Annotated in this window: 16 protein-coding genes; 15 read left to right on the forward strand and 1 reads right to left on the reverse strand. The window is 63.9% G+C overall.

From position 1 onward, the window contains the following. Nucleotides 1-225 precede the first annotated feature (225 nt). The 7 genes from Q0367_RS02365 (at nt 226) to Q0367_RS02395 (ending at nt 9,042) form a co-directional block, all read left to right on the forward strand. Complete coding sequence (locus Q0367_RS02365; protein ID WP_298980792.1) at nt 226-2,778, forward strand: ABC transporter substrate-binding protein; 2,553 nt, start codon at nt 226-228, stop codon at nt 2,776-2,778. 70 nt (nt 2,779-2,848) lie between these two features. Next, nucleotides 2,849-3,988 carry an ABC transporter permease gene (locus Q0367_RS02370; protein ID WP_297629870.1) on the forward strand — a complete coding sequence of 380 codons (1,140 nt, stop codon included), beginning with the start codon at nt 2,849-2,851 and terminating at the stop codon, nt 3,986-3,988. 77 nt (nt 3,989-4,065) lie between these two features. Continuing rightward, nucleotides 4,066-5,319, forward strand: a complete 1,254-nt coding sequence (locus Q0367_RS02375) for an ABC transporter permease (protein WP_363325824.1) — start codon at nt 4,066-4,068, stop codon at nt 5,317-5,319. 6 nt (nt 5,320-5,325) lie between these two features. Next, on the forward strand, nt 5,326-6,345 hold the full coding sequence (locus Q0367_RS02380) for an ABC transporter ATP-binding protein (RefSeq protein WP_297629877.1): 1,020 nt from the start codon (nt 5,326-5,328) through the stop codon (nt 6,343-6,345). A gap of 67 nt (nt 6,346-6,412) precedes the next feature. Continuing rightward, nucleotides 6,413-7,378, forward strand: a complete 966-nt coding sequence (locus Q0367_RS02385; RefSeq protein WP_363325825.1) for an ABC transporter ATP-binding protein — start codon at nt 6,413-6,415, stop codon at nt 7,376-7,378. Between the two features lie 2 nt (nt 7,379-7,380). Beyond that, on the forward strand, nt 7,381-7,575 hold the full coding sequence (locus tag Q0367_RS02390; RefSeq protein ID WP_297629882.1) for a hypothetical protein: 195 nt from the start codon (nt 7,381-7,383) through the stop codon (nt 7,573-7,575). 75 nt (nt 7,576-7,650) lie between these two features. Continuing rightward, entirely contained in the window at nt 7,651-9,042 is a 1,392-nt protein-coding gene (locus Q0367_RS02395) for a tryptophanase (protein ID WP_297629885.1), read from the forward strand. Nucleotides 9,043-9,053: 11 nt separating this feature from the next. Here Q0367_RS02395 and Q0367_RS02400 read toward each other — a convergent pair whose 3' ends face one another. Beyond that, complete coding sequence (locus Q0367_RS02400; RefSeq protein ID WP_297629888.1) at nt 9,054-10,031, reverse strand: ornithine carbamoyltransferase; 978 nt, start codon at nt 10,029-10,031, stop codon at nt 9,054-9,056. A gap of 130 nt (nt 10,032-10,161) precedes the next feature. On the opposite strand from Q0367_RS02400, the gene Q0367_RS02405 reads away from it, so the two are divergent. The 8 genes from Q0367_RS02405 to Q0367_RS02440 all read left to right on the forward strand — a co-directional run bounded on the left by Q0367_RS02405 (nt 10,162) and on the right by Q0367_RS02440 (nt 23,414). Beyond that, nucleotides 10,162-10,635: a MaoC/PaaZ C-terminal domain-containing protein gene (locus tag Q0367_RS02405; RefSeq protein WP_297629891.1), complete on the forward strand. Its 474-nt coding sequence runs from the start codon at nt 10,162-10,164 to the stop codon at nt 10,633-10,635. Between the two features lie 66 nt (nt 10,636-10,701). Beyond that, the gene (locus Q0367_RS02410; protein WP_297629894.1) at nt 10,702-11,235 is read left to right on the forward strand and encodes a PD-(D/E)XK nuclease family protein; all 534 of its coding nucleotides are present in this window, start codon (nt 10,702-10,704) and stop codon (nt 11,233-11,235) included. A gap of 76 nt (nt 11,236-11,311) precedes the next feature. Then, entirely contained in the window at nt 11,312-13,315 is a 2,004-nt protein-coding gene (locus tag Q0367_RS02415; RefSeq protein ID WP_297629897.1) for a hypothetical protein, read from the forward strand. Nucleotides 13,316-13,328: 13 nt separating this feature from the next. After that, complete coding sequence (locus Q0367_RS02420; protein ID WP_298980796.1) at nt 13,329-14,099, forward strand: class I SAM-dependent methyltransferase; 771 nt, start codon at nt 13,329-13,331, stop codon at nt 14,097-14,099. Continuing rightward, a complete protein-coding gene (locus Q0367_RS02425; protein ID WP_298980798.1) occupies nt 14,045-14,839 on the forward strand; it encodes a polyprenol monophosphomannose synthase in 795 nt (264 codons plus the stop codon). The genes Q0367_RS02420 and Q0367_RS02425 overlap by 55 nt, the downstream gene beginning before the upstream one ends. 3 nt (nt 14,840-14,842) lie before the next feature. Next, on the forward strand, nt 14,843-16,081 hold the full coding sequence (locus Q0367_RS02430) for a DegT/DnrJ/EryC1/StrS aminotransferase family protein (protein WP_297629907.1): 1,239 nt from the start codon (nt 14,843-14,845) through the stop codon (nt 16,079-16,081). 95 nt (nt 16,082-16,176) lie between these two features. Further along, entirely contained in the window at nt 16,177-18,711 is a 2,535-nt protein-coding gene (locus Q0367_RS02435) for an FAD-binding oxidoreductase (protein WP_298980801.1), read from the forward strand. Nucleotides 18,712-18,944: 233 nt separating this feature from the next. Next, nucleotides 18,945-23,414, forward strand: a complete 4,470-nt coding sequence (locus tag Q0367_RS02440) for an MG2 domain-containing protein (protein WP_298980803.1) — start codon at nt 18,945-18,947, stop codon at nt 23,412-23,414. Nucleotides 23,415-23,421: the final 7 nt, after the last annotated feature.

The raw sequence follows: 23,421 nt of genomic DNA on the forward strand, positions 1-23,421 counted from the left end.
GGAACATTTGATGGCGTTTGGAGAACTGATCGAGCGATTCTTCTCCTGCAATTAAGAGAAGCAATGGCTCGAAGCTCGGCGGCGAGCAACGACTCGACGGTCATGGCAGAGAGTGGTAAGCTCACTTACAAGTCTGTCGGTTCAGTTTTTTTATAATGATATTCACCTCTTGCCCTGTCGACAGGATCGCTTTTCATCCAAACAGTTGTCAAAGGAGACCTCACCATGCAAAAAGCAAGATTCACACTTCTGATTGCGCTGCTGGTCAGCGCCTTGGTCTTTGCTGGCTGTGAGCAACCGGCGGCGCCCGCCCCGGAAGCGCCGCCGCCCGCCCAGGTGGAAGCGCCTGCACCGGCGCCGACCGAGCCGCCCGCCGCGGAGCCCACAGCGCCCACCATGCGCAACGGCGCATGGCTCGACGCCGTGATCATCGTCGAAGAGCCATCGGCGGACGCCGCTGTGACCCGTCTGGAAGTCGGCGACATCGACGTCTACGCCTTCCAGGTCACCAACCGCGAGGTGGCGGCCAAGGTCGCCGAATCCCCCGCTCTGAAGACCTATCGTTCGTTTGGCTCCTACAACGAATTGAGCTTCAACCCGGTGGGACCTGTGTTTGAAAGCACCGGCAAGTTGAACCCCTTCGCCGTGCCGGCCGTGCGCGAGGCAATGAACTGGCTGATCGACCGCCAGTATATCGCCCAGGAGATCATGGGCGGCCTGGCGACGCCGCGTTACGTACCGTTCAACACAGCGTCCGGCGATTACGCGCTCATGGCTGACGTCATCCGCGCCCTGGAGGCCAAGTACGCGTACAACCCGGAGCGGGCGGACGAGGTCATCTCGGCGGAGATGGAGAAACTCGGCGCCACCAAGGTGGACGGGAAGTGGACGTACAACGGCGAGCCGGTCGAGATCAGCGTGCTGATCCGAGTCGAGGATGAGCGCCGCGCCATCGGCGACTACGTCGCCAACCAGCTTGAAACCATCGGCTTCACCACCATTCGCGATTACAAGACTGCGGCTGAAGCTTCGCCGATCTGGATCAACGGCAACCCCGCCGATGGCCTGTTCCACATCTACACCGGCGGCTGGATCACGACCGCCGTGCCGCGCGATTTGGGCGACAACTTTGAATTCTTCTACACCCCGCGCGGACTTCCCTCGCTGCTCTGGCAGGCTTATACGCCGACCCCAGAGTTCGACGAAGTGGCCGAAAAACTGGGCAATCAGCTCTACAGAACGTTGGAAGAGCGGCGCGAGCTGATGGCGAGAGCGTTGGAGTTGGCGCTGGAAGATTCGGTGCGCATTTGGCTGGTGGACCGCGCCGCCGTCACGCCGGTGCGGGCGGAAATCGACGTCGCCGCCGACCTGTATGGCTCGATCTCGGGCACGCCGCTTTGGGCCTCCACCCTGCGCAAGGGAAATGCAGAGGGCGGCGAAGTGCGCATCGCCATGCCGAGCATCCTCACCAACCCCTGGAACCCCATCGCCGGCACCAACTGGATTTTCGACCAGATGCCGATCCGGGGCACGGGTGAGTTCGCCACCATCCCCGATCCCTACACCGGCCTCGCCCTGCCCAATCGCATCGAGCGAGCAGAGCTCTTCGTCGAAGAGGGACGCCCCGTCAATGTGACGCTGGATTGGGTGGACTTGCAGTTCGTCCCGGAGATCGTGGTGCCGGACGACGCCTGGGTGGACTGGGACGCAGAGAGACAGGTCTTTATCACCGCTGCAGAGGCTTACACCGAGCCGGTCAAGGCGGCGCGCAAGAGCGTCGTGTATTATCCCGCCGACCTCTACGACACGGTCAAGTGGCACGACGGCAGCCCCTTCTCGGTCGCCGACGTAGTGTTGGGCATGATCCTGACCTTCGACCGGGCCAAGGAAGCCAGCCCCATCTTTGACAGCTCGGCGGTGGCTGCGTTCGAGTCCTTCATGGCCGCCTTCCGCGGCGTGCGCATCCTCTCCACCGATCCGCTCGTCATCGAAACCTACAGCGACAGCTTGCTGCTCGACGCCGAGCAGAACATTAACACCTGGTGGCCCTACTACGCGCAGGGGCAGGGCGCCTGGCATGCGCTCTCGATCGGCATCATGGCCGAGGCGGACGGAGAGACGACTTTCAGCTCCTCCAAGGCCGATGAGCTGAAGGTTGAGTATATGAGCATGATCGCCGGCCCGGTGCTAGAGATTCTCAAGTCCAAACTCGACGCAGCGCGCGCCGAAGGCGCGATCCCGTATGAGCCGACGCTGGGCGCCTACCTCAGCGCCGAAGAGGTGGCGCAGCGCTACGCCAATCTGGCGCAGTGGTATGAGACCTACGGTCATTTCTGGATCGGCACAGGCGTCTTCTATCTGGAGCGCGCGTTCCCGATCGAGAAGACGATCGTGCTGCGCCGCTTCGCCGATCATCCCGATCCGGCGGATAAATGGGCGCGCTTCAGCGAACCGGCCATCGCCGAGGTCGAGGTGGACGGCCCCAGCCGCGTGACGGTCGGCGAGGAGGTCACCTTCGACGTGTTCATCGACTTCCAGGGCCAGCCCTACGCAATCGACGACATCGCCGAGGTCAAGTACCTGCTCTTCGACGCCCAGGGCAACGTGGTGGAGGTGGGCGCAGCCGAAGCTGTAGAAGACGGTCTGTGGACTGTGACGCTCAGCGCCGAGACGACCGGCCAGCTCGAGGTCGGCTCCAACCGGCTGGAGGTCGTGGTTGTCTCCAAACTGGTCGCGCTGCCCAGCTTCGCCGACCTCTCGTTCGTCACCGTGCAATAACGTTGTTTGCGCCGCCCGACCCTCCGCATCCCCCGGCGGCCGGGCGGCGCATTAAAAAGCAAATTCCATCATGGCTGAAGCTTCTCTGCCTTCACGATCAAACCTTGCTGCGACGCTCACGCGCCGACCAGGCTGGACAACGACCCTGCGCGTGCTGCGCTATTCGGTCGTGCGTCTGGTCGCCCTGTTCGCCACCGTCGTCGTCGGCGTTTATCTCACGATTTTGATCGCCAACATGGGCGGCTATGTCGATGAGATTAAAAAGGCGCAGATCCGCGAGGGAATCTCGCTGTCCGTCAGCATGGATCCCGCCAATCGGGCGCTGACCCCTGCACAGCGCAATGAACTGATCGAAGGGCTGGTGCAGGTGGAGGTGAGACGCCTTGGGCTGGATCGTCCCTTTCTGCTGCGCAGTTTCGCCTCGTTGACGGATGCGCTGACGCTGAATCTTGGCCGCACCAACTATCTGACCAGCGACAGCGGCTCCAAGCTGGTGCGCCTGGTGATTCTGGAGCGCCTGCCTCCAACCCTGCTGCTCTTTGCGACCTCTAATCTCTTTTTGTTCTTCTTCAGCATCTTTGTAGCGCTGCGCCTTTCGCGCAACTACGGCAACCTGGCCGATCGCATGGTGATTGCCCTGGCCCCCACTTCGGCGGCGCCCGGCTGGTTTTACGGTATTTTTCTGATCCTGATCTTCTCTGCGCTATTGGGCTGGTTGCCCTTCGGCGGCATGGTGGACACGCCGCCTCCCGCCGACCGTCTTCAGTATGCATGGAGCGTGCTCCGCCACATGATTTTGCCCGTTGCTGCAATTACGCTGAGCGCCATCTTCCTGACCATTTACAACTGGCGCACGTTCTTTTTGATCTATTCCAGTGAAGACTACGTGGACATGGCGAAAGCAAAGGGGTTGCCCGGTCGCATCGTAGAGAACCGTTATATTTTGCGGCCGACGCTGCCCACGATTATCACCAACTTTGCGCTGCTGGTGATCGGGCTGTGGACCGGCGCCATCATTCTCGAAACCGTCTTCAACTGGCCAGGGCTGGGGCGCCTGCTCTATCAGGCGATCGGCCTGTTCGACACGCCGATCATCGTCGGCAGCACGGTGATTTACGCCTATCTGCTGGCGATTACAGTGTTCGTCCTGGACTTCACCTACGCACTGGTCGATCCTCGGGTGAGGGTTGGAGAGGGAGGCGCCAAGTGATCCGGAACGCCTGGGCGGACCTGCGACAGTATCCCTCCGCCATCATCGGGCTGTTGATTGTCAGCCTTCTGGTGGTGATGGCCATCTATGCGCTGGCGACAATTTCATACAGCGAGGCGATCCGACTGTGGCGCGGCGGTGAAGATATCTGGCAGGATTACCCCCGCACCGCCTCGCCGGAGTGGACGAATTTTTTCCGCGCCCAAAAGTTGCCGTCCACCGTTCTGCTCGACAGCCGCCAGGGCCAGGGCAGCAAGGTGGTCGAACCGAGAGGAGCGTTGACGGAGATCACGATCGAGTTTCCGTTCAATTTTCAGGCCGACGATTTTCCGCAAGAGCTGGCGATCTTTTTCTACGCGACCTTCACTCAAAAGCAGCCCCACGTGGAGATGACCTGGCTCACGCCGGATGGCCGCGAGATTCGCATCGGCGAATATTCCCCGCGCGCTCGCGACTCCTATCGCTTTGAAGGGGACAGCCGCCTCGCCCGTCGCCTGCGCAACGTGCCGGCGCAGCAGGCGCTCTTTGCAAAGCCGGATGTGGAGCCGCTTGCGCCCCTCAAGGGCGTCTACACGCTGCGACTCGACGCCCTGGTCTTCGAGGGAAACGGCGATCTGGACGCCAAGTTCATCGCCTATGGCAAGGTCTCGGGGCTGGCCGGCACCGACCATCGACGACGCGACCTGATGGTCGCCATCCTCTGGGGGACGCCGATCGCTCTGGCCTTCGGTTTGCTCGCCGCCCTCGGCACGACGGTGACCACGATGTTCATCGCCGCCTTTGGGGTCTGGTTCGGCGGGCTGGTCGACGCCGCCATCCAACGCATCACCGAGATCGTATTGATTCTGCCTGTGCTGCCCATCCTGATTATGGTCGGCACCTTCTACTCGCGCTCGATCTGGGTCATCCTGGGCGTCGTGATCCTGCTCAGCATCTTCGGGTCTGCAATCAAGAGTTATCGGGCGATCTTTTTGCAGGTGAAAGAATCCCCTTACATCGAGGCCGCCCGCGCCTACGGGGCGGGCAACCTGCGCATTATCGGCAGATACTTAACCCCGCGCGTCATTCCGCTGTTGATTCCCCAGCTCGTCGTGCTGATTCCCAGCTATGTGTTTTTGGAGGCCTCGCTGGCTGTGCTCGGCCTGGGCGATCCGGTGCTGCCGACCTGGGGGAAAGTGATCGACGACGCCTTCCGCAACGGCGCGCTGTTCAACGGCTATTATTACTGGGTGCTGCAGCCATCGGCGTTGTTGATCGTCACCGGCCTCGGATTCGCCATGGTCGGTTTTGCGCTCGATCGCGTGTTCAATCCCCGCTTACGAGGTTTGTAATTCTTTATGGCCAACCGTTCCTCTTTCGATGCTCCGTTGTTGCAGGTCAGGGAGCTGGTGTTGCATTTTCGCACCAGCAAAGGGGTTGTGCAGGCCGTCGACGGCGTCGATTTCACCCTCAACGCCAACGAGGCCGTGGTGATCATCGGCGAGTCGGGCTGCGGGAAATCTTCGCTGGCGAAAGCCATCCTGCGGCTGCTGCCGCGCAATGTTCATCGCTACACCGGGAAGACCTTCCTCTACGGGCAGGAGGTCATGGCGCTTTCCGATGAGGAATTCCGACGCACGATCCGCTGGAACCGCATCGCCATGGTTCCTCAGGCTGCGATGAACGCGCTGAATCCCGTCCTGCGCGTCGGCGACCAGGTTGCGGAGCCGTTGATGATCCATCAAGGCATGAGGAAATCCAAGGCGCTCGAAAAAGCGGTGGAGATGTTTCGACTGGTGGGCGTTCCTGAAGATTTCGTCCATCGCTACGCCTTCGAGTTGAGCGGCGGCATGCGTCAACGCGTGGCGCTGGCGATGGCGCTGGTGACCTCGCCCGACCTTATCATCCTGGACGAGCCGACATCGGCGCTCGACGTGCTCACCCAGGCCAATATCATGAATCAGTTGAAACGCATCAAAAAAGAGATGGGGATGAGCTTCATCCTGATCACCCACGACATCGCCACCTCCAGCGAGCTGGCGGACCGCGTGGCGGTCATGTACGCAGGTCAGATCGTCGAGGTGGGCGATGCGCTGCGCTTTTTCCAGGAGCCGCTGCATCCCTACGCACAAAAATTGATGGCCAGCGTGCCGCGGCTGCGCGAGACCAAGGACCCGGAGTTCATCGTCGGGCAGCCCCCCAGCCTGATCAATCCGCCCACAGGATGCCGCTTCGCCGACCGTTGTCACAGACGCTTTGCGCGCTGCGCCGAGGAGCCGCCGGTGATCGAGCAGCATGGGCGTCTTGTCAAATGTTGGCTCTACACAGAAGATGGAGTGAACCAGCGTGACGCAAGCCACAGCCGACATCAAGATTGATACAACCAGGGATGAGCGCGTCAAGCCGGCAAGCGATGCGCCTTCGACTCGTCCCGAGCAAGGCGCACTGCTCTCCGTTCGGAACTTACGCGTCTGGTTTGAGCTGCGGCGCTTCGGATTCGGCCATGCCGGCTATGTGCGCGCAGTCGACGACGTGAGTTTCGACCTGAACTACGGGGAGACGATTGCAATTGTGGGCGAAAGCGGCTGCGGCAAATCCAGCCTGATGAAGACGATCCTGGGGCTGCACCGACCGACGGAAGGCGAAATTTACTTCGAGAATCGGCGCCTGAACGATTTCTCGCGCAGGGAGATGCAATGGTATCGCACGCAGGTGGGGTACGTCCAGCAAGACCCCTACGGGGCGCTGCCGCCCTTCATGAACGTGCGCCGCATTCTGCAGGAGCCGCTCATCATCGCCGGCGTGAAAGACCCTGCGGAACGCGAGGCGCGCATCCGCAAGGCGCTGGAAGAGGTGAAGATGACCCCGGTGGAGGAGTTCCTGCCGAAATTTCCGCACATGTTGAGCGGGGGGCAGCAACAACGCGTGGTGATCGCACGCGCCATGATTCTGAACCCTAAACTGCTGGTCGCCGATGAGCCGGTTTCCATGCTCGATGCGTCGGTGCGCGTGGAAATCCTGCGCCTGCTGCGCGCCCTGCAACAAGCGCACAACCTGGCCGTCATCTACATCACCCATGACCTCTCCACCGTGCGCTATTTCTCGAGGCGCATCATGGTGATGTACGCCGGACAGGTGGTGGAGCAGGGCGAGGTGAATGACCTGCTCTCGAATCCAAAGCACCCTTACACGCAGGCGTTGATCGAGGCCACCTCGGATCCGGACGCCGCCAACGCCATGAAATTTCGGGAAGTCCCGTCCGGCGAGCCGCCGAGCCTGGTGCGCCCGCCCGCCGGGTGTCGCTTCCACCCGCGCTGCGCCTATTTTATCGCAGACGTCTGCGACAAAGAGACGCCCCCAGATTTTGACGTGGGGCAGGGTCATCTGGCCCGCTGTTGGCTCTATCGATAACCATGACGAACTCAATGCGATTCATGCTGATCGGCGCAGTGCTTTTGCTCTTCGGCGCGGCCATGCCTTTTTTGATGATCCTCAGGTTTTTGGAGCCTGGGTTCTTGTTGCTCTTTGCGTCGTACGCAGCCTCGGTCGGAGGATTGCTCTTCGGCGTGGTCGGCGCCATGCTTTATGTGCGCGAGCGACAAGAATAATCGGCGCGCAGCGAGCGGCGCAAGCTCCAGTCGCCTGATGAATTGACGACCCGTGCATTGCTTCCCATCCCGATCATGGAACCGTTTCAGCCCAAGACCATCATCGAACCGTTCCGCGTGCGCTCCGTGGAGCCGATCCGCTTCACCACGATGGAGGAGCGCCAAAGTAAGCTGGCGGCGGCCGGCTACAACCCCTTTCTGCTGCGCGCCGAAGATGTGCTGATCGACCTGCTCACCGACAGCGGCACGGGCGCTATGTCCTCCCGGCAGTGGGCGGGCATGATCGCCAGCGATGAGTCCTACGCCGGCGCCAGCTCCTTCTATCGCTTCGAGGCGGCGGTGCGCGACATCACCGGCTTCAAGCACGTCATCCCGACGCATCAGGGGCGCGCCGCCGAACACATTCTGTTCACAGTGCTGGGCGGCCCCGGCAAGGTCATCCCGAACAACACGCACTTCGACACCACGCGCGCCCATGTCGAATATACGGGCGCCGAAGCGCGCGACCTGGTCATCGCAGAAGGTCGGCAGCCGCGCTCGCTCCATCCCTTCAAGGGCAACATGGACGTAGAGGCGCTGCGCCGCACCATCGAAGAGGTGGGGCCGGAGCGCATTCCCTGCATTTTCTTGACCGTCACCAACAATTCAGGCGGCGGCCAGCCCGTGAGCATGGCCAATGTGCGGGAGGTGAGCGCGCTGGCGCATCGGCGCGGCATACCGCTCTTCATCGACGCCTGTCGCTACGCCGAGAACTGCTGGTTCATCAAGACGCGCGAGGAGGGCTACGCCGACAAGGCGCCGATCGACATCGCACGGGAGCTGTTCAGCTACGCCGACGGTTGCACCATGAGCGCCAAAAAGGACGGCATGGCGAACATCGGCGGCTTCCTGGCGCTCAACGACGACGCATTGGCGACGCAATGTCGCAATCTGGAGATCCTCACCGAAGGTTTTCCCACCTACGGCGGCATGGCGGGCTACGACCTGGAGGCGATCGCGGTGGGGCTTTACGAGGCGTTAGACGAGCACTATCTGCGCTATCGCATCCGCTCGATCGCCTATATCGGCGAAAAACTGACGGCTGCGGGCGTGCCCATCGTCCAGCCGACGGGCGGCCACGCCATCTATCTCGACGCGCGGGAGATGCTGCCTCACATCCCGGTCGACCAATACCCGGCGTGGTCGCTCTGCAATGCGCTCTATCTGATGGGCGGCGTGCGCGGGGTGGAGATCGGCTCAGTCATGTTCGGACGTCAACCCGACGGCAGCGAGAAGCCCGCAGCGATGGAGCTGGTGCGCCTGGCCTTCCCGCGGCGCGTCTACACCCAGAGCCATGTCGATTACCTGATCGAGGTCATCCTGGCGGTGAAGGATCAGGCCGCCTCGTTGCCGGGCTATCGCATCGTCGAACAGGCGCCGGTGCTGCGTCATTTCACCGTGCGCATGGAGCCGATCTCGTCCCCGTGAGTATACGCCCTCTACCGCATCGTCAGCGCCATGACCGCCTTCTGCACGTGCAGGCGGTTCTCCGCCTCGTCATAGACGACCGACTGCGGACCGTCGATGACGCCGTCGGTGACCTCGATGTTGCGGTCCGCCGGTAGGCAGTGCATGTAGATGGCGTCCGGCTTCGCCAGCGCCATGCGCCGCTCGTCGGTGATCCAGTTCGTGTACTTCTTGCCGATCGCCGCACTTTCGGCGTTGTCGGAAGTCGTCAACAGCGCGCCCCAGCTCTTGGGATAGACGATGTCGGCGTCCTTGAAGCCGGCGTCAAAGTCGTCGAGGATCTCGAAACTGCCGCCGAATTTGCGGGCGTTGTCCTTCGCCTGCTGCACGATGTCCGGCATCAGCTTGTACTCCGGCGGATGGGTGAGGCGCACGTTCATGCCGAAGCGCGTCATCTGCAAGATCAGGCTTTGCGGCACCGAGATCGGCTTCTGATAGCTGCTGGCGTAGGCCCAACTCACGTTGATGGTCTTGCCGCGCGGGTCGCCGACCTTCTCGATGATCGTCATCAGGTCGGCCAGAATCTGAAAAGGATGGTAGATGTCGCACTGCATGTTGAGCACAGGCGCGCGACTCGCCTTCGCCACGTCGTTGATGTACTTGTTGCCGAAGCCCCAGTCGCACTGGCGGATGGCGATGCCGTCGAAGTAGCGGCCGTAGATTTCGCCGATCTCCTTGGCGGTGTCGCCGTGGCTGATCTGCGTCGTCTCCGAGTCGATAAACGCAGCGTGCCCGCCGAGCTGCGCCATGCCCACCTCGAAGCTAGAGCGCGTGCGCGTGCTGGTGAAGAAGAAGAGCATCGCCAGCGTCTTGTCGCGCAGCAGGGGGTGCGGAATGCCGAGCGCGCGCTCCTGCTTGAGCTTGAAGGCCACGTTCAAGACGGTTTCCACTTCTTCTTTGCTGAAGTCCATGTCGCTGATGAAATCGCGACCGCGCAGGTCGGTTTGCATAGATGGCGTCTCCTTGGTTGTTCGGATCCTTGGTTGATCGATGCTTGGTGATAATCGAGCTTGTGGTATTGTATCCTCACCAACGGAAAGCACAAACACCAAACCATCCAAAATCATGAGGAGTCCAGCGATGACCGAAAGCAAACTCGCCCGCCGCCGCGGCCTTTTCTTCGAGGAGTTCATCGTCGGCGACCAGACCGAGAGCGTCGGCCGCACCATCACCGAGGCGGACATCGTCAACTTCGCCGGCCTCTCCGGCGACTACAACCTCATCCACACCGACGCCGAATACAGCAAAGGGCAGATGTTCGGCCAGCGCGTGGCCCACGGCCTGCTGGTGTTGAGCATCGCCAGCGGGCTGGCCGTGCGCCTCGGCTTCATGGAGGACACCATCCTGGCTTTCCGCGGCTTGGAGTGGAAATTTGTAGCGCCCGTCTTCATCGGCGACACCATTCGCGTGCGCGTCGCCGTCGAGGCCACGAAAGCCGTGCCGCGGCTGGGCGGAGGAATCGTCACGCTCAAGATGGAGGTCGTCAATCAGAAGGACGAGGTCGTCAACCGCGGGACGTGGGAGGTGGTGTGCAAGGGAACAGGAAAGGAGTAGGCTGGCTGCTGCATTGTCAACAAATCTGGTTCTTCAAATCCGGTTCTTCCCGAGCATTCGCCGACGATGAACTACCTGATCCTGCTCCTCATCCTTCTTGCGCTCGCCGGCCTTGTCCTCTACCTGTGGGGGCGGCGTCGGCAGCGCGCGGCCGGGCTGCCGACGGGACGGGTGGCTTACAGCGACACGGGTGCGGAGCAGGCGGTCTCCCAGCCGCTGCTGAGCCGTCGCTATGCGCTGGTCGGCAAGCCGGATTATCTGGTGGAGGTGAAGGTGGGCGGGCGGCGCACCATGATTCCGGTGGAGGTGAAGAGCCGACGCGCGCCGCCTGCGCCGTCGCCGGGGCATCTGCTGCAACTGGCGGCCTACTGTCTGATCATCGAAGATCTGTATGGCGTCGCACCGCCTTACGGCATTTTGCGCTACGCCGACCGCTCCTTCGAGGCGCCGTTTACGCCTGCAGTGCGTCGCGCCGTGCTCGACGCCGCCGAGCGCATCCGCGCCGGTCGCACCGCCGTCGACATGCCGCGCAGCCATCAGGAGCCGGCTCGTTGTGCGCAGTGCGGCTATCGCGCCGCGTGCGGAGCGCAGGCGCTTTGAAGCGTCGGCGCTCCGCCGCTATACAACGCCTTTCATCACGCATTCCTTGCCTCTCTTGTGATAAAATCCACAACTGATGATTCGCAAAGGTTGGCTGGGCTTTTTCATGCTACTGGCGGCGGCGCTGTTGCTGCGCCTCTGGCGCATCGACGCTACGCCGCCCGGTTTTCACTTCGACGAGTCCTTCGAGGGATTGGAGGCGTGGCGCATATTGAACGACCCGACCTACCGCCCTATTTTTTTGGCCGGCAATTTCGGCGTGGCACCTGCCAACGCCTACGCCAATGCCCTCATGTTCGGCCTTTGGGCGTGGCTGGGCGGAGAGCCTGGCCCAACCGCCATGCGCGTGACCGCTGCGCTTTTCGGCGCGCTGGGCGTCGTCGCAACCTGGCTGGCCGCAGAGGAGCTGCGTCGCCTCCATCCCGATCGCCTGACCGCGGCGCTGCCGTGGCTCGCCGCAGGGCTGCTGGCGACGATGCGCTGGCATATTCACTTCAGCCGCATGGGCATCGAGCCGATCCTCGTGCCGCTGGCCGCTGGGGCTGCGCTCTGGCTGCTTCTGCGCGCGCGGCGGACGAAGAGTTGGCAGGCCTATATTGGGTTGGGCGTCGTCCTATCCTTCAGCCTCTACGCCTATCAGGGCGGCTGGGTGCTGCCGCCGTTAATGGCGCTGGCGTGGGCCATCCTCTGGCTGTGGGATGGCGAGCATCGTCGCGCTCTTGCGCTCGGCGGAGGACTGGCGGCGGCCATCGCTTTGCTGTTGACGCTTCCTCTCCTGCTTTTCGCCGTCAGCCAGCCTCAGCTTTTTCTGCTGCGACCGGAGCAGGTCGCCGTGGGCGCCGGCGCGGCCACGCAGCAGGGGTTCGCCGAAAACGCCCTTGCCTATCTGCTTATGTTCGTTCCCCTGGTCGAAGCGGGCGACCTCGACCCCAGGCGCAACCTGCCCGGCCTGGCTGCGCTGAACCTCTGGCAGGCGATCCCTTTCTGGCTGGGCGTCGCCTTGGCCCTGTGGCGTATTCGTCAGCCGGGCCATAGCATCCTGTTGCTGTTGCTGGTCGGCTTGCTGACGCCCGGCGTCGTGAGCGAATATGCGCCCCACTATCACCGCGTGTTGGGAGCGGCTGCGCCGGTGGCGCTGCTCGGCGGCGTCGGCCTGGATTGGCTGTGGGGGTGGGGCGCTCGAGCGGGCGCCCAGCTTGCGCATCGTGCGTGGCGTCGTCCACTGTCGTGGGTGAGCGCAGCGCTGCTTGCGCTCGGCGCAATGGTCTCAGCCCGCGACTATTTCGTGCGCTGGGCTGCGCTGCCCGATCTCTTCTACGCCTTCGACGTGGGGCTGTGGACGATCGGCCAACAGATCGCGGCCCAGCCCGCCGACGCCGCCCTCTATCTCACCCCGCGCAGCGCCGATCATCCGACGCTGGCTTTCGCCTGGGAGACGCAAGCGGGCGCCCACGGCCCGCCGGTCACGTTTGACGGTCGTCATATTTTCCCGCTGGCCGCAGGCGCTGCCCCGGCGCCGGAGCACTACATCGTGATCGAGGAGGAAGACTTCCGCACCCGCCTGCTCTTGCCCGAACTCTTCCCCGACGCCGCCGTGACGACGACGATCCTGGATTGGCAAGGTCGCGTCTATGCCAACACCTACGTGCGCCCGGCCGGTTCGACGCCGCAGCGCCAACCGATGGTCGCCACAACATTCGAACTCGGCGACGGCGTGGCGCTCGCAGGCTACGACGCGCAGATGGCGCAGCTCGAGGCGGGGCGGATGCTCTACGTGCAGCTCTACTGGGATGTGCGCGCCGCGCCCACGCACAACTGGACCGTCTTCGTCCATCTGATCGACGAGGCGGCGGGCGCTCCCAACTTGCTCGCCGGCGTGGACAGCGCGCCGGGCGCAGGCTCGCTGCCGACGAACCGATGGCAGGCCGGCTGGCGCATTCTCGATGAATATCAACTTTTATTGCCCGACGACTTGCCGGACGGCGACTATGCGCTTTTCATCGGGCTATATACGGCGGATGGCGCACGCCTGCCGGCGGAGGGAATTGGATTCCGCATCGGCGAGGTGCAAATTGAGTGACGCAGGCGCTTTGTTGCCATCGTTGTACGCAGCGGAGGAAGCGGGCGGCTGGAATGTCGGCATGCGCGCAGTCGCGCAGGCGCTGCTGGCGAACGTTCCACTGCCGTTTGGGCCGATCCTGGAGCTTGGCTGCGGCGGCGGCGCCTTCGCCATCGAGCTGGCCAAGGCGCACCCCGACGTTCAAGTGTATGGCCTCGACCTGCGCAGCGCCGCTTTGGCCTTTGCGCAGAGCCGCTCACAGCGCGTGGCGTGGCTGCAAGGCGACCTGTTGCGGCTCCCGTTCGCCGGGCCGACCTTCGCCCTGATTGCGGCGCTCGATGTGGTGGATCAACAGGGCGTCGATGCGGGCGCGGCGTTGACCGTCATCCACGACCTGCTGCTGCCCGGCGGCGTTGCACTCCTGCGCGTGAGCGCGCACGCGTGGCTGTATGGGCCGCACGACGTCGCTTTTGGCACCGGTCGTCGCTACAGTCGCAGCGCCTTCGTTGCGCTGGTGCGCCGGGCTGGGTTGACTCCCTTGCGCGTAACCTACGCCAACAGCCTGCTCGCACCTGCGGTGGCGGCCGTGCGTCTTTTACAGCGGCGTGGCCTGTTGCCTTTTTCGCAAGACCTGTACGAAGAGGGCGTCGTTCATCGCCTGGTGGGCGCTGCGTTGATGCAGGAGGCGAGGTGGCTACAGCGCCATGACCTGATGTGGGGACTCAGCCTGCTGGTTGTGGCAAGAAAAGCATGGAACGCGGCGGACAAGCGCTCGGGCCGACAGATGGACGAGGGGACGCCATGACGTTGGTGTGCACGGTGCTGCCGACCTTCAACGAACGCGACAACATTGCTGCGTTGATTGAAGGCATCCTGACAAACGCCGTCGCCCCGCACATGATATTGGTGGTCGATGACTCTTCGCCCGACGGCACGGCGGAGGTGGTGCGTTCATTGGCCGCGCGCTACAACAGCGCCGACCAACTGCGCGTAGCGCTCTACGTGCGCATCGGACAGAAAGGGTTGACCTCCGCCATCCAGTGCGGGATCGACTTTGCGCTCGAAACCTTTGGCGCAGACATCGTCACCTGGATGGACTGCGACCTCTCGATGCCGCCTGCGGATGTGGCGCGATTGGTGCGCGCCATCCTCGAAGAGGGCGCAGATATCGCCGTCGGTTCGCGATGGGTCAAGGGCGGCGCCGACGCTGCGCACGGCTGGATGGCGCGCACCTTGAGCCGCATCATCAACAGCTTCGCAGTGCTCCTGCTCGGCGGCGTCGTGCACGACTACACGAGCGGCTTCATCGCAGCGCGCGCACCGGTGCTGCGCACGCTGCGGCTGCGTGGGGACTACGGCGAATATTGCATCGATCTGCTGGCGCGCGCGGTGCGCGTCGGTTTCGTGGTCAAAGAGGTTCCCTACATCTGCGTTCCTCGCACCGCCGGCGAGAGCAAGACCGGCGCCAATCTGTGGGATTATCTCGTCAAGGGGCGGAAATACGTGGCGACGATTTGGAATCTGTGGGAAGAAAGAAGAACGTGAACCATGTTGCAGCCTGCTGAACTGTCACTGGAAGAGATGGGCGATCTGGCGGCGATCATCCCCGCCGCCGATCCGGAAGTCAAGCTTGTCTATCGGTCGATCCCGGAATTCGGCGAAGAGCCGCGGCGGACGATCATCCCGGTCTGTGAGCCGACGCTGGGCGGCAACGAGATGAAATACGTCCAGCAGGCGATCGAGACGAACTGGATTTCATCCGCAGGGCGCTTCATTCGCGAATTTGAGGCGCGCTTCGCCGAAGCCTGCGGCGTCCAGTATGGCATCGCCTGCGCCAATGGCACCGTGGCCATGCACCTGGCCATGGCGACGCTGGGGCTGGAGCCGGGGGACGAAGTGATCATCCCCACCTTCACCATGATCGCCACCGCCAACGCCGTCACCTACTGCGGCGCCAAACCGGTGTTGGTCGATATGGAGCCGGAGTATTGGCAGATGGACCTGAACCAGGTGGAGGATAAGATTACGCCGCGCACGAAGGCCATCGTGCCTGTGCATATCTACGGCCATCCGACCGACATGGACCCGCTGATGGAGCTGGCGGAGAAACACGGGCTGACCGTGATCGAGGACGCCGCCGAAGCGCACGGCGCCGAATACAAGGGGCGGCGCACAGGCGGGCTGGGCCATGCGGCCGGCTTCAGCTTCTACGGCAACAAAATCATCACCACCGGCGAGGGCGGCATGGTCACCACCAATGACCGCGAGCTGGCGCGGCTGGCCTGGAACTTGCGCGACCACGCCTTCAGCCGCGAACGCCACTTCTGGCACAAGTACATCGGCTTCAACTACCGCATGACCAACTTGCAGGCGGCCGTCGGGCTGGCGCAGGTGGAGCAGTTAGACGCCTTCGTCGCCGCGCGGCGGCGCAATGCAGCCGAATACACCTGTCGGCTGCACGGGATTCCCGGCATCCGCACGCCGTCGGAGGCGCCCTGGGCCAAAAACGTCTACTGGATGTACGGCATTCTGGTCGATGAAGCAGCGTACGGCATGAGTCGCGACCAGTTGCGTCGCGTGCTGGCCGAGCACGGGATCGAAACGCGCACGTTTTTCATTCCTATGCACTGCCAGCCCGTCTACTGGAAACAGTTCCGCGGGGAGCGCTATCCGGTGGCCGAAGATTTGTGCAAGCGCGGCTTTTATCTACCTTCCGCTTCGTCGCTGCGCATCGAGGAGATCGAGTACATCACGCGCGTGATTCGGGAAGCCTGCCCGAATCTGTGAGGTTGACGGAAAGGACTGCGCTGGGCGCGTAGTTTACAATGTTGCGTAGTAGAATACGTCCGGCCCTGTGCGATGAATGCCCTATGCGATGAGCCATGTCTGAACGAAGCTTCGATGCGCCGTTTTCGCGCGATCAACTGATCACCGATCCGTCCGAGCTGGTCGTCTATGAGATCGACGCCGGTTTCGATCGCGGCAGACCCGACGCGGTCTTCTATCCAGAGTCCGCTGCGGACGTGAGTCTCCTGGTGCGCTGGGCGCGCGACGCTCGCCTGCCTGTCGTAGCGCGCGGGGCGGGCACCGGGCTATCCGGCGGGGCGGTGGCCGAGCGTGGGGGCGTCATCGTCGAATTTGCGCGCATGAACCGCATCCTTGAACTCAATCCGCTGGGTCGCAACGGGATCGTGCAGCCGGGCGTCGTCAACCTGGCGCTCGACGCTGCGGCCAAAAAGCTCGGGCTCTATTATCCGCCCGATCCGTCGAGCGGGCGTTCTTCGCTGCTCGGCGGCAACATCGGCGAGAACGCAGGCGGACCGCACTGTTTCAAATACGGCGTCACCGCCAACTACATCACCGGCCTCGAGGCGGTGCTGGCCGACGGACGCATCATCCGCACGGGTGGACAGGCGTTCGACATCCCCGAACTCGACCTCACCGGCCTGATCGTCGGCAGCGAAGGAACGCTGGCGCTCGTCACCGAGGCGTCGATTCGGCTGATCCGCAATCCGCCGGCGGTCAAGACGATGATGGTCTCCTTCCGCTCCGACGAGGCCGCCGGCGCAGCCGTCTCCGCCATCATCGCCGCCGGGCTGACGCCTGCAACGCTGGAGATGATGGATCAGAAGGTGATGGGCATGATCGAGGCGTACGTCCGGGTCGGGCTGCCTGTGGAGGCGCAGGCGGCGCTGATCGTCGAGGTGGACGGCTATGCGCAAAGCCTCGACAGCCAGGTTAAAGAGATCGCCGAACTTCTCGTTGCGCACGGCGGCTACGACCTGCGCATCGCAGCCGGAGAGGAGGAGCGTCAGCGCATCTGGTACGGACGCAAGAGCGCGGCGGGCGCTTTCTCGCGGCTGGCGCCCGCCTTTTATCTGGTCGACGTCACCGTGCCGCGCTCGCGCCTCGCCGAAACGCTGCACGAGATCGCCGCGGTTCTGGCGCGCTACAACCTGGAGACCGGCCATGTCTTCCACGCCGGCGACGGCAACCTTCACCCTTGCATCCTGTGCGACCCGCGCAATACCGAGCAGATGGAGCGCGTCTTTGCGGCCACGCATGAGATCGTCGCCATCTGCATCGCCAAGGACGGCAGCATCACCGGCGAACATGGCGTCGGCATCGAAAAACGCCAGCACATGCCCGCCATGTACACAGCCGCCGAGCTTGCGGCGATGCGCGACGTTAAGCAGGCGTTCGACCCCGACAACCTCCTCAACCCCGGCAAGATTCTGCCCGATGACCTGCCGGCGCCGGTGAGGATGGCCGGCGCGGCGCCGAAAGGCGAGTCGGCGGCCCCATCCACGGCGGAGGAGGCCGCCGCCATCCTGGCAGGCTGCACGGTGGAGAGGAGACGCGTGCACATCGCCTCGACGGAGCGCTCTGGAAGACGGCTCGACGCCGCCTTGCAGCTCTTCACTCACCGCCTGCGCGGAGTGCTTACGTTCGCACCCGACGATCTGGTCGTGACCGTCGCCGCAGGGACGCCCTTTCACGAGCTGGCCGAGTTGTTAGCCGCCCACGGTTTTCAGGCGTCCTTCGCTGCGCCATGGCCGGACGCCACGGTCGGCGGGCTGCTGGCCTCCAACCTCAACGCGCCGCTGCGCATGCGCTACGGCGGCTGGCGCGACAATGTATTGGCGGTCACCGTTGCGCTCCCGGATGGCCGCGTGATTCGAGCAGGCCGGCCCGTGGTCAAGAACGTGGCCGGCTACGACCTGACCAAGCTCTTCATCGGCTCCCACGGAACGCTAGGATTGATCGCCGACGTCACGCTCAAGCTGACGCCGCTCCCGCGGCTGCGGCGCACGTTGTCTCTTCCCGTCGAAAGCCCGTTGCAGGGCGTCGAGTGGGCGCAGGCGACGGCGTTGCGCTGGCTGATGACCGCCGGCGTCGCCATCGCACAGGATGAAGCAGGGGGCTGGCGCGTCCTCTTCACGGTGGAAGGGTTGCCGGAAGACGTAGATGCAGAATGCGAGGAGCTTACAGCTGCGCTCCGGCAGGTCGGCGCCGACTGCGGCGATGAAGCACGATTCACCGTGACCGCACGTTGGTGCGCACATCTCGCCGCGGCGAGTGACGACGACTTGCTCGTGCGCGTCGGCGTCCCGCCGCAGCACCTGGCGCTCTATTGGCGGATGCTGCCGGAGGACGTCCAGCGCTCAGGGTCCTGGTTGATCGACGCAGCCTCTGGCCTGCTCTTCGTGCGCTGGCCGCAGAACGACGTCGCAATGTTGCGCAATTTCCTGCAGGGGGCGCGGCAGCCAGCCCTGGCGCTGCGCGGCTACGCCGCCGTCCTTGCCGGCCCTGAAGAAATCATGACTGGGCCAGAGCGTTGGGGGTGGCGCGCCGACGCCGACGACATCGCACAGGCCATCCGGCGTCGCTGGGACCCATCAGGGATTTTGACCTGAAAGGAGCGCTTGATCTGGGCCATTGCTTTGCACTCTTCGCACCCTGCCCCCTTCATGCACCCACTCAACGCACGTTCCATGGGTTGACAGCGCCGTCATTTAGACTTCTGTAACACTCAATGAAGCGTATTTGATACAAAAATGCCTCTTGCACTGCAACGCGCGTTCTGGCAAGAATCAGGGCGAACAAGCGTTTCAGCCGATTCCCGCAATGTTGCATTCAGGAGGCGTCTATGTCCTATCTACGCTCGCGACGACTTCGTATTCTGTTACCGCTTTTTCTCTTGCTGTTTGGGTGCACCCCCTCATCGCCTGCGCCGGCGCGACAAGTCGCCCTGGAGGAAGCCCACCTGATTCTGATGGGGCAGGTCGAGCATCTGGCGCCTCGAAGCACGGCCAGCTTTCTTGTCCAGGTGCGCAATCCGTGGGCCTCGTCGGCGCTGGCGGATGTCGCCAACCGGACTGTGGAAGTGGCGCTCGAGGATGCGGAGGCGGGCGTCAGCACCCCGGTCTTCAGGGGGCGGACCGATGAGAATGGCCTGGTGCGCGTCGAATTCGAGACGCCGGCATTCGACAAGCCTGTGCATCGGCGACTGGTCGTTTCCGCCGACACCCCGGACGGCAAAAGGCGCCTCGCTCAGGACGTCTACATCGGTCGCATGTACAACGTTCTCATCTCGACGGACAAGCCGATCTACCAGCCGGGCCAGACGATCCACCTGCGCATGTTGGCGCTCGGCGCGCTCGACCTGCGCGCTGCCGCCGGAGAGACGGTGACCGTCGCGATCTCCGATCCGCAGGGCAATAAGCTCGTGCGACAAGCGCTGACAACGAGCAACTACGGCGTCGCCAGCTTTGATTTTCCACTGGACGCCCAGGCGCCCTCCGGCCACTACGCCATCGCCGCCGAGATCGGCCCAAATCAGGCGACGCGCACCGTCGAAGTCAAGCCCTACCGACTCCCGCGCTTCAAGATCGATTTCAAACCGGATCGCAGCTTCTATCTGCCCGGCGAGATCGCCACAGGCGTCATCGAAGCGCATTACTTCTTCGGTAAACCGGTGGCGGGCGGCAAGGTCACAGTGCGTGGGACGATCACCGACGTGGCCGAGGAGACGGTCTTCGAGCTGACCGGCGAAACCAACGCAGAAGGCGTCTTCCGCTACGAAGCGCCGACGCCCGAGTTTCTGGTGGGGCGGCTCGACAACCGCAGCGCCCAGATCGACCTCAAAATCGAAGTGGTCGATGCCGCCAACCATCTTGAGGAGATCGACGAGAGCATCACCGTCGCCGAAAAGCTGCTCCTGATCGACGCCGTCCCGGAATCCGGCGTGTTGAAACCCGGGCTGGAGAACCGCATCTATCTCGACGTGACCACGCCCGACGGCGCACCGGTTCAGGCGACGCTTCAGATCACCTCGCCTTCGCTCCCGACCACCGTGACCACGACGACCGACCCCTATGGCTTGGCCGTGATCACGCTCACCCCGCCTAACATGAACTACGTCCCTCTCGAAGTCGAAGCGGTTGACGTCGAAGGGCGAACGGCCGTGCAGCCGTTGTTGCTCGCCGGAGAGCGCCGCGCCGGTGCAGCCGTGCTAATGCGCCCCGAACGCAGCGAGTATAAAGTCGGCGAGACCGCCAACATCGACATCTTCGTCAACGGCGACGCCACAACCGTTTATCTCGATGTGATCAAGGGGCGGCAGACCTTTGCCATGGCAGCCTTGCCCGTGGTGGACGGTGCGGCGCGCGCCGCCATTCCCATCGACGGCAGCCTGCTCGGCGCGCTTGAATTGAACGCGTACGCCATCGGCGACACCGGAGAGCTGGCGCGCGACCGCCGCCTGCTGCTCGTCAATCCGGCGCCCGCCGAGGTGACGGTGAGCGCCGACGCCGAGGTCTATCGCCCGGGCGACGTCGCCACGCTCGACATTCAGGTGAAACGAGAAGGCGCGCCCATGCCGGGCGTGATCGGGCTGGCCATCGTCGATGAGTCGGTCTTCTATGTGCAAGAGCAAGACCCGGGCTTTGCGCGCACCTATTTTCTGCTCGAACGCGAGCTGCAGGAGCCGCGCTATCAGATCAAGGGTTTCGTGAAGCTGGACGACGACGTCTACTCGCCCTACGATGGCCGACCGGACAGCCTGCAATACACCGCCCAGGCGCGCGAGAGGGCGCTGGCCGGTCTCTTCGCCCAGGAGCTGGCTGCAAGCCAGCCGCTTCCCGCAGAGGAGAGCGTCGCAGCGCCGCCGCTGCCCGTTTCCCTCGCCATGAGCTGGGGCAATCGGCTCTACCTGCTGGCCCCGCTGGTCGGCCTGGCGCTCTACAACGGCAGCCGCAGACGCCGACGCCTGCTGATTGCGCTGACGCTCTTTGCGCTGGCCGCCTTCTTCTGGTCCGCCTGCAGCGCACCCGCTGCGCCTGCCCCGGCGTCTGCCCCGGCTGCATCCAAGACGGCCGCCGCCCGAGGTCCCGAGCCGCCGCGGCTGCGTCAATTCTTCCCAGAGACGCTTTACTGGCTGCCGGAGCTGGAGACCGACGCCAATGGCCGCGCCCGCGTGGAGGCGCCCATCGCCGACTCGATCACGACCTGGCGCGTCAGCGTGCTGGCCTCCGACGAGGCGGGCAACCTCGGCAGCGCACAGGTGCAGCTGCGCGTCTTCCAGGAGTTCTTCGTGGAGCCGGACCTGCCGCGCTTCCTCACCGTGGGCGACGAGATCGAGGCGCCGGTGAGCGTGTACAACTATCTGGATGAGCCGCAGCTGATCGAGTTCGAGGTGGCGCCCGGCGACTGGTACGAGCTGACGAGCGAGCCTCCCCGCAAAATCGCCGTGCACGCCAACGAGGTGACCGTAGTCTACGTCCCCATGCGCGTGCTGCGCCACGGCGTCCATGACTTCCAGATCACGGCCATCGGCGCCTCGCTCAGCGACGCGGTCGTGCGCCAGGTCGAAGTGCTGCCGGACGGTCAGCAGGTGGCGGAGACGTTCGGCGGGCGGCTGGAGAAGGCCCAACGCTTCACCGTCTCCCTGCCCGATGCAGCGATCCCGGAGACCGAACGGCTGACCGTGCGCATCTATCCGAGCCTGATCAGCCAGGCCCTGAGCGGCCTGGAAGGGCTGTTGCAGACGCCTTACGGCTGTTTTGAGCAGACCAGCAGCATCACCTATCCCAACATCCTCGTGCTCGACTTCCTCAAGGCGAGCGGCCAGGTTTCGCCAGAGCTTCAGATGCGGGCCGAAACCCTGATCCGTCTTGGTTACCAGCGGTTGCTCACCTTCGAGGTGCGCGAGACGCCGGGCGGCTTCAGTCTCTTTGGAGATCCGCCCGCGCAAATGATGCTCACCGCCTTCGGGTTGATGGAGTTCACGGACATGGGCCGGGTGGCGTACGTCGATCCGGCGCTGATCGATCGCATCGCCGCCTTCCTCGCCGACCGGCAGAATCAGGATGGAAGCTGGGACCCGGAAGACACGGCTATCCTCACGGGCATGGACAAACATCAGAGCCGATTGAACGCCACCGCCTACATCGTCTGGGCGCTGGCGGACGCCGACGCAGAGCCGGCCGCCGTCCGTCGTGGGGTGCGTTACCTCGAGGCTGCGCTCAAGCGCGCCCTGGCTGCGGCGCCGCTGAAATCCCAGACCGCCGTCGGGGCCGCCGCTCTTGCCGCCGCCGGTCAAAAAGGCGCCGAAACGACGGCGGGGGCTCCGTTGAGCGATTACACGCTTGCCCTGATCGCCAACGCGCTCATCGCCGCCGACGCCGACGCTGCGCCCGCGCTCGCAGCGCTGGCAAGCCGCGCGAAGACGATCGACAATATGGCCTACTGGGGCGGCGATGGCGTGACCTTTCTCGGAGGCCACGGGCTTGTGGAGCAGATCGAGACGACGGCGGTGGCGGCGCAGGCGCTGCTGCGCAGCGACCACGCATCTGATCTGGCCATCTACGCGTTGAATTACCTGATTCAAAACCGCGACCCCTTCGGCGCCTTCTACACAACGCAGGCCACCGTGCAGGCGCTGCGCGCGCTGGCGCTGGCCGCTCGTCAGGAGACCGAAGGAGATGTTGCGATGGTGACCCTCTCCCTCACCGGCGCCGACGGCAAGACGCAAACCCGTACGCTGACCATCGACGCCGACAACGCCGACCTTGTGCACCAGGTGGTCTTTGAAGGGATCGGAAACGGCGCCGCGGAGCTGGAGATCACGGTCGAAGGCAACCGCACGCTGCACTACCAGGTCTTCGCCAGCTTCTATACGCCGTGGAGCGGGGTAAGCGAGCCGCCCAAGGCCGAGCCGCCGATGCGCGTCAATGTCGTCTATGACCGCACGGAGCTGGCGGTCAACGAGACCGTGCAGGCGACGGCCACGGTGGAGCTGCTGCGCGCAGATCGCGCCGGCACGGTGCTCGTCGATCTCGGCGTCCCGCCGGGCTTCGACCCGTTAACCGAAGACCTGGATGCGCTGGTGGAAGAGGGTCGCATCGCCCGCTATGAGCTGACCGGCCGGCAGATCATCTTCTACCTGACCGACGTCGTCCGCGGCGAGCCGCTGGAGTTCACCTACCGGCTGCGGGCCCGCTATCCGATCCGCGCCCAGACCCCGGCCAGCCGGGCCTTCGACTACTACACGCCCGACCAGGGCGACGTCGAGCCGCCGCAGCGCATCATCGTGAAGTTGGGGACGCCGGAGCGGTGATGGAGAA

The organism is uncultured Caldilinea sp., from assembly GCF_937128415.1.
In the GTDB taxonomy this organism is placed as follows: domain Bacteria; phylum Chloroflexota; class Anaerolineae; order Caldilineales; family Caldilineaceae; genus Caldilinea.